This is a genomic window from Kitasatospora sp. NPDC101155, from assembly GCF_044768305.1.
Classification (GTDB): Bacteria; Actinomycetota; Actinomycetes; order Streptomycetales; family Streptomycetaceae; genus Kitasatospora.
This window is the reverse complement of record NZ_JBIWPN010000004.1, coordinates 50,405-69,984: the sequence shown is the minus strand read 5'-3', so window position 1 is coordinate 69,984 and position 19,580 is coordinate 50,405. Positions and strand designations below refer to the sequence as shown.

2 protein-coding genes are annotated in these 19,580 nt (G+C 74.1%); both read right to left on the bottom strand.

Annotated features, from left to right (window positions below; all coding sequences use genetic code 11):
• Positions 1-221: 221 nt before the first annotated feature.
• Positions 222-4,148, bottom strand: coding sequence for a type I polyketide synthase (locus ACIRYZ_RS07035; protein WP_402940623.1), 3,927 nt, complete (start codon positions 4,146-4,148; stop codon positions 222-224).
• On the bottom strand, positions 4,145-19,579 hold the full coding sequence (locus tag ACIRYZ_RS07030) for an SDR family NAD(P)-dependent oxidoreductase (protein WP_402940620.1): 15,435 nt from the start codon (positions 19,577-19,579) through the stop codon (positions 4,145-4,147). Before ACIRYZ_RS07030 ends, ACIRYZ_RS07035 begins: the two co-directional genes overlap by 4 nt.
• Between the last annotated feature and the right edge of the window lies 1 nt (position 19,580).

Below are 19,580 nucleotides of genomic sequence, written 5' to 3'. Positions count from 1 at the left end.
CGGTTGATCACGCACCTCACGCGAACTGGTATCAACGGTAGAAGCGGCGGCGGTTCGGCACATTGGCATTGTTTGGCGTATCCGAGGTAGAACTTTCTCTCCCTCGGTGGCGGATGTTCTACCACCACCGCAAGGCCGCTTCCGGGAACACCAAGGGCGCGGAACCGGTGGCCCGCGCCCCTGGTCACCGGGCCCCTGACGGCAGGGCCGGCGAGTAGCGGTCAGCTTTCGAGGGTTCCGAGGGTCGCGAGCCAGTCGTCGACCGCCTCTGCCACTACCGGGGCCGACTCCTCCAGGATGGTGAAGTGGGTGCCGGGCACCTCCCGCAGCAGGTGCTCGCCGCTCCACGAGGCTCGCCAGTCCTCGGTGCCGGGCGCGTCGGTGAAGGACCGCGCCGGGCGGACGAAGAGCACCGGGGCCGACAGCGCTCCCGGCAGGCAGTCCACGATCAGGTCGCTGTAGCGGCTCATCGCGGCGAGCCTGGCGGCGCTGAACCGGCCGAAGGAGGACTCCCGGTCCAGCATGCCCCGGAACATCTGCGGCCAGAGTTCGTCCTGACCCTCGCCGTCGGGCAGGTAGGTGTCCAGCAGGACGACCCCGGCCGCCGGGGTGCCCGCCTTCTCCAACGCCTCGGCGGTGGCGTGCGCGAACTGGCCGCCGGAGGAGTAGCCGACCAGGACGAAGGGCTCCCCCGCCGCCACGGCCGGCACGCCTTCGACGAAGACCTCGAGCACGGCGTCCACCGAGCGCGGCAGCGCCTCCCCCGGGCCGAACCCCGGCACCGGCGGCACCACCACCTCGCGGCGGCCACGGAAGTGCGAGGCGAACCGGGCGTACTGGTGGGCGCCGCCGAGCGCCATCGGGGAGGGGAAGCAGATCAGCTTGGGTCCCTGCTCCCCCTGGGCAAGGCGGACCGGCTCGGCCAGGCGCTCCAGTTCGGCCGCCGAGGAGAAGTCGGGCAGGATCTCGGCGACCGCGTCGAGCAGCGCCATCCCCTTCGTCATCCGGCCCTCGGCGGCGGCCCGGCGCAGCAGCCCGCTGATCGACTCCAGGTCCTCGGCGCCGCCGTCGACAGCGCCGTCGGCGCCCGCCCCGGCGAGCCCGGCCCCGCCGTGGGCCAGCTCGGTTCGCAGGTGGGCGGCCAGGTCGGCCGGGGTGCGGTGGTCGAAGACCACGCCGGCGGACAGGGCCAGCCCGGTGGCCGCGGAGAGTGCGATGCGCAGTTCGGTGCCGGAGACCGAGTCCATCCCGGCCTCCAGGAAGCCGACCTCCGGCTCGATCGCCTCCACGGAGGAGTGGCCGAGGATGGCGGCGCTCTGCGCGCGGACCAACTCGACCAGCAGCTCCTGCTGTTCGGACTCGCCGACCCCGGCGAGGCGCGCGCGAAGCGGCGCCACCTCCCCCGCCCCGGCCTGCTGGTCGGGGGTGTCGAGCGCGCCGACGATCAGCGGGACGTCCGCCGCCAGCCAGTACCGCTGGTGCTGGAAGGCGTACGTCGGCAGCTCCGCCCGCCCGACGCCGGGGAAAACCGCCTGCCAGTCGGGAGACAGGCCGTCCACGTAGAGCTGGGCCAGCCCCGTCAGCAGGGTGGCGCTCTCCGAGCCGAGCCGGCGGCCGAGCGGGACGAACGCCGTGTTCGGCGCCTGGGCGCTCTCCCTGGCCAGCCCGGTCAGCACCGCGTCGGGGCCCAGCTCCACGAAACGGGTGACCCCGGCCTCGGCCAGCGTGCGGATCCCGGCCTCGAAGCGGACGGCTTCGCGCACGTGGCGCACCCAGTACTCCGGAGAGGCCAACTCCTCGCCGGCGAGCTCACCCGTGAGGTTGGAGACCACCGGCACGGTCGCCCGGCCGTACGTCAGACCGGCCGCCACCTCACGGAACTCCGCGAGCACCGGCTCCATCAACGGCGAGTGGAAGGCATGGCTGACCTTCAACCGCTTCGTCTTCGCGAACGACTCCGCGACCCGCAACACCTCCGCCTCGACACCCGAGACCACCACCGCCCGCGGCCCGTTGACCGCCGCGATGCCGACCCCCCCGGTCAGCAGCGGCAGCACCTCGGCCTCACTCGCCCGCACCGCCACCATCGCCCCACCGACCGGCAGCGCCTGCATCAACCGACCCCGAGCCGCCACCAACCGGCACGCGTCCGCCAGCGACAGCACCCCGGCCACATGCGCGGCCGCCACCTCACCGATCGAATGCCCCGCCAGGAAGTCCGGCACCACACCCCAGGACTCCAACAACCGGAACAGCGCCACCTCGAAAGCGAAGAGACCGGTCTGCGCGTACAGGGTCCGATCGACCTGGTCGGGGTCGGTGCCGAAGAGGACCTCGGCGGTGCCGACCCCGAGGTGTTCGTTCAGCTCGTCGAAGGCCTCGGCGAACACCGGGTAGTGGGCCCGCAGTTCCGCGCCCATCCCGAGCCGCTGGGCGCCCTGCCCGGTGAACAGGAAGGCGGTCTTGACCCCCGTGCGGGCCCGGCCGCGCAGCACCGACGGCGACTCGTCCGAGGCGCCCAACAGCGCCAGCCCGTCGAGGAGTCGGTCGCGGTCCGGGCCGAGGACGGCGGCCCGGTGCTCGAAGACGGCGCGTTCGGTGCCGAGCGACCTGGCCACCGCGCCCGCCTTCAGCTCAGGGCGGTCGGCGGCGAAGGCGCGCAGCCGCTCGCCCTGGGCCGACAGTGCCTGCGGGGTGCGGGCGGAGAGCGGCCACAGGGCCATCGGCGGTGCCGGGTCGGGTTCGGGCTGCTCGGCCGCGGCCGGGGCCTGTTCGAGGATGACGTGGGCGTTGGTGCCGCTGATCCCGAAGGAGGAGATCCCGGCCCGGCGCGGCCGCTCGACCTCGGGCCAGGCCCGGGCCTCGGTCAGCAGCCGGACCTCGCCCGCCGACCAGTCCACCTTGCTGGAGGGCTCGTCCACGTGCAGGGTCTTGGGCAGCACGCCGTGGCGCATCGCCTGCACCATCTTGATCACCCCGGCCACACCGGCGGCCGCCTGGGTGTGACCGATGTTCGACTTGACCGAGCCCAACCAGAGCGGTCGGTCCTCACCACGGTCCTGGCCGTAGGTGGCCAGCAGCGCCTGCGCCTCGATCGGGTCACCCAACGTGGTACCGGTGCCGTGCGCCTCGACCACGTCGACATCGGCGGCCGACAGCCGGGCACCGGCCAGCGCCTGACGGATCACCCGCTGCTGGGACGGCCCGTTGGGCGCGGTCAGCCCGTTGGAGGCACCGTCCTGGTTCACCGCGGAACCACGGACCACGGCCAGCACCTGGTGCCCGTTGCGCCGGGCGTCCGAGAGCCGCTCCAGCACCAGGACACCGACGCCCTCGGCGAAGCCGGTGCCGTCCGCGCCCTCCGCGAACGCCTTGCAGCGGCCGTCCGGGGAGAGCCCGCGCTGACGGCTGAACTCCACGAAGGTGCCGGGCGAGGCCATCACCGTCACACCGCCGGCCAGCGCGAGGGTGCACTCGCCGCCGCGCAGCGACTGCGCCGCCAGGTGCAGCGCCACCAATGAGGAGGAGCACGCCGTGTCGATCGACAGCGTCGGCCCCTCGAGCCCGAGGGTGTAAGCCACCCGGCCCGACACGATGCTGCCGCTACCGAACGCGCCGAAGTAGTCGTGGTACATCACCCCGGCGAACACACCGGTACGACTGCCCTTCAGCGAGACCGGATCGATCCCCGCACCCTCCAACGCCTCCCAGGAACTCTCCAGCAGCAACCGCTGCTGCGGATCCATCAACAGCGCCTCACGCGGCGAGATCCCGAAGAACCCCGCATCGAACGCGCCGGCCTCGTGCAGGAACCCACCCTCGGCGGTGTAGGACCTGCCCTCCAGACCCGGCCGCGGATCGTAGAGGTCGGCGTCCCACCCCCGGTCGGTGGGGAACGGCGTGATGCCGTCCCCGCCCTCGGTCACCAGCTCCCAGAGCTGCTGCGGCGATGTCACCCCGCCCGGATAGCGGCAGGCCATACCCACGATCGCGATCGGCTCACGCAGGGTCGCGGTCAGCTTGCGGTTCTGCTCCCGCAGCCGTTCGGTCTCCTTCAGTGAGGCCCGCAGGGCGTCGACCATCCTGGTGCCCGGGTTCTGCGGCTGTTCCTTGCTCTCGCTCTTCGCCACCGGAGTACCCCCTGTCACAGCTCCTCCTGTCCGCCGAGGTCGTCAAGGGCCAGGTTCATCAGGCTCTCGATGTCCATCGTGTCGATCGACTCGCCGCTCTCGCCGTCGTCGTCCTTCGACTCGGCGGCGGACTCGGCCTTGAGCCCGGCCAGTTCGAGCAGGCTGTCCAGCAGGCCGGCGTCGCGCAGCCGGGCCAGCGGGATCGCGCCCAGCGCCTGGCGCACGGCGGCCTCCTGCACTTCCCCGGCCGAGCCCTCGGCCGGGGCCAGTTCGGCTTCCAGGTGCCGGGCCAGCACCATCGGGTTCGGGTAGTCGAAGATCAGCGTGGCCGAGAGCCGCAGCCCGGTGGCCTCGTTGAGCTGGTTGCGGAACTCCACCGCCGTCAGCGAGTCGAAGCCGAGTTCGCTGAACGCCCGGTCCAGGGCCACCTCGGTGACCCCGAGCACCCCGGCCGCCTGGGTGCCGACCAGTTCGAGCAGGAGCGCGATCCGCTCCTGGCCGACCAGCCCGGCCAGGCTGCGCCGCAGCGCGGCCGAGGCCGTGGAGGCTGCCTGCGCCACCCGCCGCGCGGACGAGGAGCGCACCAGCCGACTCAACAGCGGCGGGACCCGGTTGCCCCGGGCCAGTGCGGCCAGGTCGAGGTGTGCGGGCATCAGGACGGCTTCCGCCCGGCCGACCGCGGCGTCGAACAGGGCCAGACCGGCCTCCTCGCTGAGGCTGCCCACCCCCGACTGGGCCATCCGGCGGCTGTCGGCCTCGCTGAGCCGGTCGGCCATGCCGCCGTTGCCCGACCACGCGCCCCAGGCCAGTGAGGTGGCCGGCAGGCCGACCGCCCTGCGGTGCAGGGCCAGGCCGTCGAGGAACGCGTTGGCGGCGGCGTAACTCGCCTGCCCGGGGCTGCCGAGCAGACCGGCCGCCGAGGAGAACAGGACGAACGCCGACAGCTGTCGGTCCTTGGTCAGCTCGTGCAGGTGCCAAGCCGCGTCCACCTTGGGTCGCAGCACGGCGGACAGCCGCTCGGGCGTCAGCGAGGCGAGCGTCCCGTCGTCCAGCACGCCCGCGGAGTGCACCACCGCGGAGACCGGGTAGCGCGCCAGTACTGCGGCCAGCTCCTCCCGGTCGGCCAGGTCACAGGCCAGGATGGTCACTTCGGCGCCCAGGCCGGTGAGTTCGGCGTGCAGCTCGGCGGCGCCGGGCGCCGCCTCGCCTCGCCGGCTGAGCAGCAGCAGACTCGACACCTGGTGCTCGGCGACCAGGTGACGGGCCACCAGACGCCCCAGCGCCCCGGTGCCGCCTGTGAGCAGCACCCGGCCGCTCCACTCGACGGAGGCGTCCGGTACGGCCTTCGCCGCCCTGGTGAGCCGCGGCACGTTGAGCACACCCGAACGCACCGCGAGCTGCGCCTCGCCGCAGGCGACGGCGGCCGGCAGCAGGTGCCAACCCGGGGCCGCCTCGTCGTCGGCATCGTGGTCGTCCAGGTCGATCAGCACGATCCGGTCGGGGTTCTCCGACTGCGCCGTACGGATCAGCCCCCAGGCCGCCGCGGCGGCCAGGTCGGTGACGTCCTCACCGGTGGGCGAGACCGCGCCACTGGTCGCCACGACCACGGTCGCCTGCGCGAACCGCTCGTCGGCCAGCCAGGACTGCAGGCGGCCGAGCAGCGCGGCCAGGCCCTCGTGGACCGCCCGCGGATCGTCACCGCCCGCCCAGGGCAGCACCAGGACGTCCACCGGGTCGGCCAGCGCCGCGAGCTCGTCGAGGTCGGCGACCGTACTGACCGTGGCGACCTGCACCGCCAAGGCGTCCAGCAGCCGCCGACGGTGCGTACCGAGCACCGCCCAGTGTCCGCCCGAGGGCACTGCGCCGCCGGTGAGCCTGGTCCACTCCAGGGCGAAGAGCGAGTCGTTGCCGCCGGCCGTTGCCAGCCGGTCCACCGCGACCTCGCGCAGCACCAGCGACTCCACCCGGGCCACCGGGGCACCGGCCCCGTCGGCGAGCTCGATCCGCACCGCGTCCGAGCCGACCGGGCTGATCCGCACCCGCAGCGTCCGCGCGCCCACGGCGTACAGCTCGACCCCGTTCCAGGCGAACGGCAGGCTCATCCGCTGCGCCGCACCCGCCCGCAGTCCGATCGCGTGCAGCGAGGCGTCGAACAGCGCCGGATGAATGCCGAACCGATCGGTCTCCAGCGGGAGTTCGACCTCGGCGAAGACCTCGTCAGCCAGCCGCCAGGCGGCCCGCAGCCCCTGGAACTGCGGGCCGTACTCGGCGCCGAGCTCGGCCAGGCGCTCATAGGTCCCCGCCAGGTCGAGCGCCTCGGCGCCGACCGGCGGCCAGGCCTGCGGCATGCCGGGCGCCGGGGCCGAAGCGGCCCGCAGCAGCCCGGTGGCGTGCGAGGTCCACGGTCCCCCGGCCTGGTGACCGGGAGGTGCCCCCAACTCGTCCGCCGTGCGGGAGTACACCTGGAACGTCCAGGTCCCGGCATCGGCCGGACGCACCGTGCACTGCAGCCGGACCGTGCCCTGCTCGGGCAGCAGCAGGGGTTCGGCGATGGTCAGCTCCTCGACCGCGCCGGCCCCGAGGTCCGCGCCGGCCGCCAGCGCCATCTCGACGAACGCCGTGCCGGGCAGCAGCACCACCCCGCCGACCGCGTGATCGGCCAGCCAGGGGTGGCTCTGCAACGAGAGCCGTCCGGTGAACAGCGTGCCCTCGCCTCCCGCGAGGTCCACGGCGCTGCCCAGCAGCGGGTGGTCCGCCGTCGCCCGGTAGCCCGCAGGCTCGCTCGCCATCCAGTACCGGCGGCGCTGGAAGGCGTACGTCGGCAACTCGACCGCGGCACCGGCCGGCAGCAGCCGCGCCCAGTCCACCGCGCCGCCGTGGACGTGGAAGGCGCCCAGGGCGGTGAGCACCGCCGCCGACTCCTGCCGGTCCTTGCGCAGCAGCGGGATCAGCGCGGCGTCACCGCTCGGACCCTCGGCCAGGTTCTCGGCGGCCAGCGCGGTCAGCACCCCGCCCGGACCGATCTCGACGAACCGGCGCGCGCCGGCCTCCTCCAGCGCCCGCACGCCGTCCGCGAAGCGCACCGCCTCGCGCACGTGGCGCACCCAGTACTCCGGTGAGCACAGCTCCTGCGCGGCAGCCTGCGCACCGGTCAGGGTGGAGACGACGGCGATCCGCGGCGGGTGGTACTCCAGCCCGGCGGCGACGTCGCGGAACTCGGCGAGCATCGGCTCCATCAGCGGCGAGTGGAAGGCGTGGCTGACCGTCAGCTCCCTGGTCCGCTCGAACCGCTCGGCGATCGCGCGCACCGCCATCGCCTCGCCCGAGATCACCACGGAGCTCGGCCCGTTGACCGCCGCGATGCTCACCCGCTCGGTCAGCAGCGGCTCGATCTCGGCCTCGGTGGCCTTGATCGCCACCATCGCACCGCCGGCGGGCAGCGCCTGCATCAGCCGGCCGCGCGCGGCGACCAGTCGGGCGGCGTCCGCCAGCGACCAGACCCCGGCCACGTGGGCGGCGGCGAACTCGCCGATGGAGTGCCCGGCCAGCAGGTCGGGGCGGACGCCCCAGGACTCCAGCAGCCTGAAGAGCGCGACTTCGAGCGCGAACAGGGCGGGCTGGGTGTACTCGGTGCGGTCCAGCAGCTCGGCCGAGGACAGCGCCTCGCGCAGCGGCCGGTCGAGCAGCGGGTCCAGCCGCTCGCACACCTCCTCGAAGGCGGCCGCGAAGGCCGGGAACGTCTCGATCAACTCCTCGCCCATACCGACCAGTTGCGAGCCCTGGCCGGAGAACAGGAACGCGGTGCGACCCGCTGCCGCAGTGCCGAGCGCCACGCTCGGCGAGGCCTGGCCCTCGGCCAACGACCGCAGGCCGCGCAGGAGTTCGTCCCAGTCACCGCCGCTCACCGCCGCCCGGTGGGCGTGGTGGCCACGGGCACTCGCCAGCGCCGCCGCGACCTGGCGCGGATCGAGCTCGGCCCGCTCGCCCAGGTGGCTCAGCAGCCGCTCGGCCTGCTCGCGCAGCGCCTGTGGGCTGTGGCCCGAGAGCAGCAGCGGGGCCTGTGGCTGCTGCGCCACCAGCGCGGCAGCCTCCTCACCGGGAGCGCTGGGCGCGGCCTCGATCACCACGTGCGCGTTGGTGCCGCTGATCCCGAACGAGGAGATCCCGGCCCGGCGCGGGTGGTCGTACTCGGGCCATGCCAACGACTCGGTGAGCAGCCGGACGTGGCTGTCCGTCCAGTCGACGTGCCGGGACGGCTCGTCCACGTGCAGGGTCTTGGGCAGCACCCCGTGGCGCATCGCCTGCACCATCTTGATCACCCCGGCCACCCCGGCCGCGGCCTGGGTGTGACCGATGTTCGACTTGATCGAGCCGAGCCAGAGCGGGCGCTCCTCGGTGTGCTCGCTGCCGTAGGTCGCGATCAGGGCCTGCGCCTCGATCGGGTCGCCCAGCGTGGTGCCGGTGCCGTGCGCCTCGACCAGGTCGACCTCGCCGCCGGGCACGCCCGCCGCCGCCAGCGCGCGGCGGATCACCCGCTGCTGGGCGGGGCCGTTGGGGGCGGTGATGCCGTTGGAAGCACCGTCCTGGTTCATCGCGGTGCCGCGCACCACGGCCAGCACCTGGTGGCCGTTGCGGCGGGCGTCCGAGAGCCGCTCCAGCAGCAGGACGCCCGCGCCCTCGCCGAAACCGGTGCCGTTGGCGGCGTCCGCGAACGGGCGGCAGCGCCCGTCGCGCGACAGGCCGCGCTGCCGGCTGAACTCGACGAAGGTCCCCGGGGTGGCCATCACCGTCACCCCGCCGGCCAGTGCCAGGGTGCAGTCACCCTGGCGCAGCGACTGCACCGCGAGGTGCAACGCGACCAGCGAGGAGGAGCAGGCGGTGTCCACCGTCAGTGTCGGCCCCTCCAGACCGAGCGTGTAGGCGACCCGGCCCGAGACCACACTGCCGGAGCCGTAGCTCTCGAAGTAGTCGTGGTACATCACGCCGGCGAACACCCCGGTCGCGCTGCCGCGCAGCGAGACCGGGTCGATGGCGGCCCGCTCCAGCGCCTCCCAGGCGGTCTCCAGCAGCACCCGCTGCTGCGGGTCGGTGACCAGCGCCTCCTCCGGATCCATGCCGAAGAAGTCGGCGTCGAAGTCGCCCGCGTCGTACAGGAACGCGCCGTGCTTGGCGTAGCTGGTGCCGGGGCGGTCCAGGGTCGGGTCGTAGAGCGACTCCAGGTCCCAGCCCCGGTCGGTGGGGAACTCGCCGATGGCGTCCACCTCGCCGACGACCAGCTTCCACAGGTCCTCGGGCGAGTTCACGCCGCCGGGGTAGCGGCAGCTCATCCCGATGATCGCGATCGGCTCCTCCGAGCCGGCGGGCGCGGCCTGCACCGGCACGGCCGCCAGGTTGCCGACCAGCTGCTCGAGCAGGTAGCCGGCCAGTTCGAGGGGGTTGGGGTAGTCGAACACCAAGGTGGCCGGCAGGCGCAGCCCGGTGGCCGCCGCCAGGCCGTTGCGCAACTCGACCGCGGCCAGCGAGTCGAAGCCCAGCTCGCGGAAAGCCTTGTGCGCTTCGACCGCCTCCGCCGAGCGGTGCCCGAGCACCGAGGCGGCTTGGGTGCGCACCAACTCCACCAGGAAGGGCTTGCGTCCGGCCTCGGCGAGGGCGGCCAGCCGGCCGCGCAGCGAGTCGGCGCCGGCGGCCGGCTGACCGGAGACGGCCTGGCGCCGGGAGCGCACCAGGGCGCGGAAGAGCGGTGACAGGACGTCACCTTGGGTCCGCAGTCCGGCCGGTTCCAGCTTCATCGGCAGCACGGCGGGGTGCCGGGAGTGCAGCGCCTCGTCGAAGAGCGCCAAGCCCTCATCGGTGGCCAGGGCCGCCACGCCGCCCCGGGAGATCCGGGACAGGTCGGTGTCGTCCAGCGTGCCGGTCATCCCGCTGGCCTGCGCCCACAGGCCCCAGGCCAGTGACTGGCCCGGCAGGCCGAGCCGCCGGCGGTGGCCCGCCAGCGCGTCCAGGAAGGCGTTGGCCGCGGCGTAGTTGGCCTGCCCCGGCGAGCCGAGGGTGGCGGCGGCCGAGGAGAACAGGACGAACGCCTTGAGGTCGAGACCGGCGGTCAGCTCGTGCAGGTACCAGGCTGCGTCCACCTTGGGGCGCAGCACGGCGTCCAGCCGCTCGGCGGTGAGCGAGGAGAGCACGCCGTCGGCGAGCACCCCGGCCGCGTGCACCACCGCGGTCAGCGGATGCTCGGCCGGGACCTGTGCCAACACCTCGGCCAGCGCCGCGCGGTCCGCCACGTCGCAGGCGGCGGCGGTGACCTCGGCGCCGAGTTCGGTGAGCTCGGTGACGAGCTCGGGGGCCGCGCCGCGGCGGCTGAGCAGCAGCAGGTGCCGCACCCCCCACTCGGTGACCAGCTGTCGGGCGATCAGGGTGCCCAGTGCGCCGCTCGCGCCGGTCAGCAGCACGGTGCCCGCGGGGTCGAGCTCCAACCGTTCCTGGTCGGCGGCCGGTTCGGCCCGGACCAGCCGGGGCAGCTGGACGGCGCCGCCCCGGATCGCCAGGTGCGGCTCGCCCACGGCCGAGGCGGTGGGCAGCAGCGCCTCGGAGGCCGGGTCCTGGTCGAGCTCGACCAGGACGATCCGCTCCGGGTTCTCCGACTGCGCCGAGCGGACCAGTCCGGCCACCGCCGCACCGGCCAGGTCGGCGCCGGTGGCCACCAGCACGGTGGCCTCGCCCGCCAGTTGCTCACGCAGCTGGTCGAGGACGGTGTGCACGGCTGCCCGTACCTCGTTTGCGCTGGTGCCCGCCGGGCTGCGCAGCACCACCGGGTCGTGGGCGGGGTCGACGGCCGGGGTCGGCGCGGTGATCCACTCCACCTGGTAGAGCGCGCCCGCCCGCGCCGACTTGGCGGCGGCGGCGAGCTGTTCGGCCGGGATCGGGCGCAGGGCGAGCGAGCCGACGCTCGCCACCGGCGCGCCGCCGGCGTCGGCGAGCGTCAGCTCCACCGCGCCGCTCCGGCCCAAGGGCTTGACCCGGACCCGCAGTTCCCTGGCGCCGGTCGCGTGCAGGTGCACCTCGGACCAGGCGAACGGCAGCAGCGCCTCGTCCTCGGCGACGCCGGTCAGGCCGACCGTGTGCAGGGCGGCGTCCGCCAGGGCCGGGTGCAGGCCGTAGCCGTCCACCTGCTGGGCGAAGGCCACCTCGGCGTAGACCTCCTGGCCCAGGCGCCAGGCGGCGCGCAGGCCCTGGAAGGCGGGCCCGTAGGCGAGTCCGGCCTCGGCGAGCTGCTCGTACACCCCGTCGAGATCGATCGGCTCGGCGCCGGTGGGCGGCCAGAGGGTGAGCTCCGGCTCGGCGGGCGCGCCGCCCGGGGCGAGCACACCGTCGGCGTGCCGGGTCCAGGGCTCGTCGTCGGCCTCGCTCTCGGGGCGCGAGTAGATGCCGACCGGGCGGCTGGACTCCTCCACCGCGCCGACCACGACCTGCAGTTGCACCGCACCGTGCTCGGGGAAGACCAGCGGGGCGTGCAGGGTGAGGTCGGCGACCCGGCCCAGGCCCACCTGATCGGCGGCCTGGAGGGCCAGCTCGAGGTAGCCGGTGCCGGGGAACAGCAACTCCCCGCCGACCACGTGGTCGGCCAGCCACGGGTGGGTGCCGAGCGAGAGACGGCCGGTGAGGACGGTGCCGTCGGTGTCGGCGCGGGTCATCGCCGCACTGAGGATCGGATGGTCGGTCTGGGTGAGACCGGCCGAGGTGACGTCGGCGTTGCCGGAGACGCTGTCCAGCCAGAACTGCTCGTGTCGGAAGGCATAGGTCGGCAGCTCGACGCGGCGCGGGCGCAGGCCATCGAAGACCTGTCGCCAGTCGACCGCGACGCCGTGCGCGAAGGCCTCGCCGAGCGCGGCGGCGAACCGGGCCGGGCCGCCCTCCTCGCGGCGCAGCGAGCCCAGCGCCCGCACGCCGTCGAAGGTCTCCTGGAGGCCGACGGTGAGCACCGGGTGCGGGCTGCACTCGATGAACACGCCGTGGCCCTTGCCGACCGCGGCCCCGGCGGCCTGCTCGAAGAGCACGGTCCGGCGCAGGTTGGTGTACCAGTACTCGGCGTTCAGCTCGGTGGTGTCGACGAGCTCGCCGGTGACGGTCGAGTAGAACGGCACCTCGGCGGGGAGCGGCGAGACCTCCGCCAGGGTCTCCAGCAACCTGGTCCGGATCGCCTCGACCTGCGCGGAGTGCGAGGCGTAGTCCACCGGCAGCCGCTTGACCCGCACGCCCTCGTCCTTGAGCTGGGCCTGCAGGAGGTCCAGGGCGTCCACGAAGCCGGCGACCACGACCGATCCCGACCCGTTGCGCGCGGCGACGGAGAGCCGGCCGTCGAAGGCCGCCAGTCGTTCCTCCACCTGGTCGACGGGCAGCGCGACCGACATCATGCCGCCCCCGCCGGACAGGTCCTGGGCGATGGCCTGGCTGCGCAGGGTGACGATCCGGGCGCCGTCCTCCAGCGACAGCGCACCGGCCACCACGGCCGCCGCGATCTCGCCCTGGGAGTGCCCGATCACCGCGGCGGGGCGCACCCCGTACGAGATCCAGGTCCGCGCCAGCGAGACCATGACGGCCCAGAGCAGCGGCTGGACGACGTCCACCCGGTCCAGCGGGCCGTTCAGCTCGGCCAGCAGGTCCCAGTCGGTGAACGGCGCGCAGGCGGCGGCGCACTCGGCCATCGCGGCCGCGAACACCGGCGAGGAGATCAGCAGTTCGGTGGCCATACCCTGCCACTGGGAGCCCTGGCCCGGGAACACGAAGACCGGGCGGGAGCCGGTGGCGGTGCCCTCGACCAGCCCGGGAGCGGTGCGCCCGGCGGCCAACGCGGCCAGCGAGTCGCGCAGTTCGGCGCGGTCCGCGCCGGCGATGGCCGCGCGGTGCTCGAAGTGGGCACGGGTGGTGGCCAGTGCGTGGGCCAGGTCCGCGGGCGCGAGCTGCGGGTTGGCGTCCACGAAGGCCAGCAGCCGTTCGGCCTGGGCGGGCAGCGCCGCTCGGGACTTCGCGGAGAGCAGCCACGGGGCCGTGGTCGGCGCCGCGCTCGTCTCCGGCTGCTCGGCCGCGGCCGGGGCCTGTTCGATGATGGTGTGGGCGTTGGTGCCGCTGATCCCGAAGGAGGAGATCCCGGCCCGGCGCGGCCGCTCGACCTCGGGCCAGGCCCGGGCCTCGGTCAGCAACCGGACCTCGCCGGCCGTCCAGTCCACGTGGGTGGAGGGCTCGTCCACGTGCAGGGTCTTGGGCAGCACGCCGTGGCGTATCGCCTGCACCATCTTGATCACGCCGGCCACACCGGCGGCCGCCTGGGTGTGACCGATGTTCGACTTGATCGAGCCCAACCAGAGCGGTCGGTCCTCACCACGGTCCTGGCCGTAGGTGGCCAGCAGGGCCTGCGCCTCGATCGGGTCGCCCAGCGTGGTACCGGTGCCGTGCGCCTCCACCACGTCGACATCGGCGGCCGACAGCCCGGCGTTGGCCAGGGCCTGCTCGATCACCCGCTGCTGGGAGGGCCCGTTGGGCGCGGTCAGCCCGTTGGAGGCACCGTCCTGGTTGACGGCGGTGCCGCGGACCACGGCCAGTACCTGGTGCCCGTTGCGCCGGGCGTCCGACAGGCGCTCCAGGACCAGGACGCCGACGCCCTCACCCCAGACCGTGCCGCCGGCGCCGGTGGCGAACGGGCGGCACTGCGCGTCGGGGGCGAGCGCGCCCTGGCGGCTGAACTCCACGAACGGGTCCGGGGTCGACATCACCGCGACGCCGCCCACCAGCGCGAGGGTGGACTCGCCGCCGCGCAGCGACTGCGCCGCCAGGTGCAGCGCCACCAGCGAGGAGGAGCACGCCGTGTCGATCGACAGCGTCGGCCCCTCGAGCCCGAGGGTGTAAGCCACCCGACCCGACACGATGCTGCCACTACCGAACGCACCGAAGTAGTCGTGGTACATCACCCCGGCGAACACACCGGTACGACTGCCCTTCAGCAAGACCGGATCGATCCCGGCGCCCTCCAACGCCTCCCAGGAACTCTCCAGCAGCAACCGCTGCTGCGGATCCATCAACAGCGCCTCACGCGGCGAGATCCCGAAGAACTCGGCATCGAACGCGCCGGCCTCGTGCAGGAACCCGCCCTCGTGGACGTAGCTGGTGTCGGGGCGCTCGCGGGTCGGGTCGTAGATCCGGTCGATGTCCCAGCCCCGGTTGTCCGGGAAGGCGCTGATCGCGTCGCCCTCGCCGATCACCAGGTCCCACAGCTCCTGCGGCGAGGTCACCCCGCCCGGATAACGGCAGGCCATGCCGACGATGGCGATCGGCTCGTCGGTACGGGCGGCGCTCGCCCGGGCGGCCTTGCGCGGGCCGGACTTGACGCCGCTGAACCGGGTGACCAGGTTGCCGGCCAGCGCCTCGGGTGACGGGTAGTCGAAGACCAGGGTGGCGGGCAGCCGGTGGCCGGTCTCGGTGGTCAGGGCGTTGCGCAGTTCGACGGCGGCCAGCGAGTCGAAGCCGAGGTCCTGGAAAGCCCGGCCCGGGTCGATCGCCTCCGCGGAGGCGTGCCCGAGCACGGCCGCGACCTGGACCCGGACCAGCTGGAGCAGCGCGTCCGCGCGCTCCCGCTCGCCGAGTTCGGCCATCCGGTCGGCGAAGGAGAACTCCGAGCCCTCGACCGCCACCGCCCCGCGGCGCACCGTACGGCCCACCAGGGAGCGAAACACCGGGGCGAGCGCGGCGCCCTGGCGACGCAGCGCCGCCAGGTTCAGCCGCACCGGGGCCAGGGCCGCCAGCCCGGTGGCCCGGGCCAGGTCGAAGAGCGCCACGCCGTCCTCGGCGGACAGCTCGGTCATGCCGCCGCGCGAGATCCTCGCCCGGTCGGCCTCCTCCAGGGAGCTGGTCATGCCGCCGACCGGGGCCCAGGGCCCCCAGGCCAGCGAGAGGGCGGGCAGGCCGAGCGCGTGCCGCCCGGCGGCCAGCGCGTCCAGGAAGGCGTTGGCGGCCGCGTAGTTGCCCTGACCCGGTGCGCCCACCAGCCCGGCGACCGAGGAGAACAGCACGAAGGCGCGCAGCGGCGCGTCCGCGGTGAGCTCGTGCAGGTTGAGCGCGCCGTCCACCTTGGGCCGCAGCACGGCGTCGATCCGCTCGGGGGTCAGCGAGGCGACCACGCCGTCGTCGAGCAGCCCGGCGGCGTGCACCACGGCGGTGAGCGGATGCTCGGCCGGGATCTCGGCCAGCACCTCGGCGAGCGCGGCGCGGTCGGCCACGTCGCAGGCCCGGACGGTGACCTGCGCGCCGAGCCCGGTGAGTTCGGCGGTCAGCTCGTCCGCGCCGCCGCGCCGGCTGAGCAGCAGCAGGTGGCGCGCGCCGAGGGCAGTGATCAGGTGCCGGGCGAGCACCGGGCCAAGGCCCCCGGTCGCGCCGGTCAGCAGGACGGTGCCCTCGGGGTCGAGCTCCGGCGCGGCCTCGGCGGTGAGCTCGGCGGCGGTCAGCCGGGCGGCGTGGGCCGCGCCGGCGCGGATCGCCACCTGCGGCTCACCACTGGCCAGTACGGAGGCGGCGAGCGCCTCGGCGTCGGCGTCCGCATCGAGGTCCAGCAGCACGAAACGGTCGGGGTTCTCCGACTGCGCCGAGCGCAGCAGGCCCCACACCGCGGCGCCTGCCAGGTCGGCCACCTCCTCCCCGGCGAGCGAGAGCGCGCCGCGGGTGACCACGATCAGCGGGCGCGGGTCCTCGTCCTGCGCCGCGGCCAGCGCCACGTGGACGGCCACCCGGACGGCCTCGGCGTCGTTGCCCGCCACGCTGTGCAGGAGGCGGTGGTCGGCCTCGCCTGCCGTCTCGGCCAGTTGGATCGGGCTCCAGCCGAGCCGGAACAGCGCGTCGCTCGAAACGCCCTGCTCCTGGCGCAGGTTGGTCAGCGGGCGGGAGGCCAGCGAGGTCACCGAGGCGACCGGGGCGCCGGTGGCGTCGGCCAGGTCGACGGCGAAGGAGTGCGCTCCGGTGGCGAGCAGCCGCACCCGCAGCACCGAGGCGCCGACCGCGTGCAGCGAGACGCCGGAGAACATGAAGGGCAGGCGGGCGGTCTCGTCGTCGGAGCCGTCACCGAGCAGGGCGAGCGCGTGCAGTGCGGCGTCAAAGGCGGCCGGGTGCAGGCCGAACCGGCCCGCGTCGGCGGCCGGGCGATCGGCCAGGCGGACCTCGGCGAACAACTCGTCACCGCGCTGCCAGGCGGCGTGCAGGGCCTGGAAGGTCGGACCGTAGTGCAGGCCTGAGGCGGCGTGCCGCTCGTAGAGGCCGGCGGTCTCCAGCGCCTCGGCACCGGCCGGCGGCCACTCGGTGAGGTGTTCACCCGTGCGCGCGGGCACCTGGCCGAGCAGGCCGGAGGCGTGCAGGGTCCACGGGACTTCGGCGGCCGCGCTCTCGGCTCGCGAGTAGACGCACACCGTACGGCTGCCGGCGGCGTCGGGGGCGCTGACGGTGACCTGCACCCGGATGCCGTCCTGCTCGGGCAGGACCAGCGGCACCTCAAGGGTGAGCTCCTCCAGGTGGCCGCAGCCGACCTGGTCGCCGGCCCTGATGGCCAGTTCGACCATGGCGGTGCCGGGCACCACGACCCGGTCGCCGACCACGTGGTCTGCCAGCCACGGGTGGGTGCGCACCGAGAGCCGCCCGGTGAGCACCGCGCCGTCCGAGTCCGCCAGCATGGTGGCCGCGCCGAGCAGCGGGTGCTCGGTGGAGTCCAGGCCGGCGGAGGCGACGTCGCCGACCGAGGCCGGGACCTCGACCCAGAATCGGCTGCGCTGGAAGGCAGTGGTGGGCAGGTCAACCCGGGCGGCCCCCGGGAACAGGGTGCGCCAGTCGGGCGAGCAGCCGCCGATGTGCAGTTGGGCCAGCGCGGTGAGCAGGGTGTCCGGCTCGGGGCGCTCGCGCCGGGTGGCGGCGGCGAGCACGGCGTCCTCGGAGTCCAGGCAGCCGCGGGCCATCGCGGTCAGGACGGCGTCGGGGCCGAGCTCCAGGAAGCGGCTGACGCCCGCGGCCTCCAGGGCCCGGACACCGTCGTAGAAGCGCACGGCCTCGCGGACGTGGCGCACCCAGTACTCCGGGTCCGCCAACTCCTCCGTCGCCAGCGCACCCGTGACGTTGGAGACCACCGGAACGGTCGCCCGCCCGTACGTCAGACCCGACACCACCGCGCGGAACTCCGCCAGCATCGGCTCCATCAACGGCGAGTGGAAGGCATGGCTGACCTTCAGCCGCTTCGTCTTCTCGAAGGACTCGGCGATCCGCAGCACCTCGGCCTCGACACCCGAGATCACCACCGCCCGCGGCCCGTTGACCGCCGCGATGCCCACGCCCTCGGTCAGCAGCGGCAGCACCTCGGCCTCACTCGCCTGCACCGCCACCATCGCGCCACCGGTGGGCAGCGCCTGCATCAACCGGCCCCGCGCCGCCACCAGACGGCACGCGTCCGCCAGCGACAGCACCCCGGCCACGTGGGCGGCCGCGATCTCACCGATCGAGTGGCCCGCCAGGTAGTCGGGCCGGATGCCCCAGGACTCCACCAGCCGGTACAGCGCCACCTCGAAGGCGAAGAGCGCGGCCTGGGTGGTGGCGGTCTCGTTCAGCGGCTCGGCGTCGACGCCGAAGACCAGGTCCTTGAGGCCGCCGCCGAAGTGGGTGCAGACCTCGTCGAAGGCCTGCCGGAACGTCTCGAACCCCTGGTACAACTCCCGGCCCATACCCGGGCGTTGCGACCCCTGGCCGGTGAACAGGAAGGCCGTCAGCCCCTTGACGGTACGGCCCTGGAGCACCCCGGGCGCGCCCTCGACCAGCGTGTTCAGGCCGGCGCGCAGTTGTTCGCGGTCCTGGCCGAGCACCACGGCCCGGTACTGCTGGGCCGTCCTGGTGGTGGCCAGCGAGAAGGCGGCGTCCACCGGGTCCAGGGTGTCCGCCACCGCGGCCAGTCGCAGCGCCTGCTCGCGCAGGGCCTCCGGGGTGCGCCCGGAGAGCAGCCACGGGATGGTCGAGGGCGCGACGGCCGGGGTGCGCTCGACGGCCTCCTCGGCGGGGGCCTGCTCGATGATGGTGTGGGCGTTGGTGCCGCTCGCGCCGAAGGAGGAGACGGCGGCCCGACGTGGACGCTCCACCTCGGGCCAGGCCCGGGCCTCGGTGAGCAGCTTGACCTCGCCGGCCGTCCAGTCGACCTTGCTGGCGGGGTTCTCCGCGTGCAGGGTCTTGGGCAGCACGCCGTGGCGCATCGCCTGCACCATCTTGATCACCCCGGCCACACCGGCGGCCGCCTGGGTGTGACCGATGTTCGACTTGATCGACCCCAGCCACAACGGCCGATCCGCCGAGCGGCCCTGGCCGTAGGTGGCCAGCAGTGCCTGCGCCTCGATCGGGTCGCCCAGCGTGGTACCGGTGCCGTGCGCCTCCACCACGTCGACGTCGCTCGCCGAGAGCCCGGCGCTCGCCAGCGCCTGACGGATCACCCGCTGCTGGGACGGCCCGTTGGGCGCGGTCAGCCCGTTGGAGGCACCGTCCTGGTTGACGGCGGAGCCACGGATGACGGCCAGCACCTGGTGCCCGTTGCGCCGGGCGTCCGAGAGGCGCTCCAGCAGCAGCATCCCGGCGCCCTCGCCCCAGCCGGTGCCGTCCGCCTCATCGGCGAAGGACTTGCACCGGCCGTCCGGGGAGAGCCCGCGCTGACGGCTGAAGGCGATGAACGCGCCCGGGGTGGACATCACCGAGACACCGCCGGCCATCGCCAGCGTGCACTCGCGCTGGCGCAGCGCCTGCACCGCCAGGTGCAGCGCGACCAGGGCCGAGGAGCACGCGGTGTCGATGGTGACCGCGGGCCCCTCGGTGCCGAGGGTGTAGGAGATCCGGCCGGCCATCACCGCCGCCAGCACGCCGGTGCCGAGCGCCGCCTCGGGGTCCTTCGGCAGCTTCGCCAGCACGTCGCGGTAGTCCTGGCCGTTGGTGCCCGCGAACACCCCGATCCGGGCGCCGCGTACCGAGTCCGGCGCGATGCCGCCGCGTTCCAGCGCCTCCCAGGCCACCTCGAGGAGCAGCCGCTGCTGGGGGTCCATCAGCAGCGCCTCGCGCGGCGAGATGCCGAAGAAGTCCGGCTCGAAGTCGGCGGCCCCGTGCAGGAACCCGCCCCGCAGCACATAGCTCTTGCCGGAGGCGTCCGGGTCGGGGTCGTAGAGCGCGGCGCCGTCCCAGCCCCGGTTGTCCGGGAAGTCCGTGATGGCATCGGTGCCCTCGTCGACCAGCCGCCAGAGCTCCTCGGGGGTACTGACGCCACCGGGGAACCGGCAGCTCATCGCCACGATGGCGATGGGCTCCTTCTCCTCGGTCTCCACGTCGCGCAGCCGCTGCCGGGTCTGGGCCAGATCAGCGGTGACCCTCTTGAGATAGTCGAGCAGCTTGTCATCGTTGGTCATC

Bases quoted from the DNA above. Each gene is read 5' to 3' on its own strand.
- ACIRYZ_RS07030 (WP_402940620.1), bottom strand. From the start codon at position 19,579: ATGACCAACGATGACAAGCTGCTCGACTATCTCAAGAGGGTCACCGCT.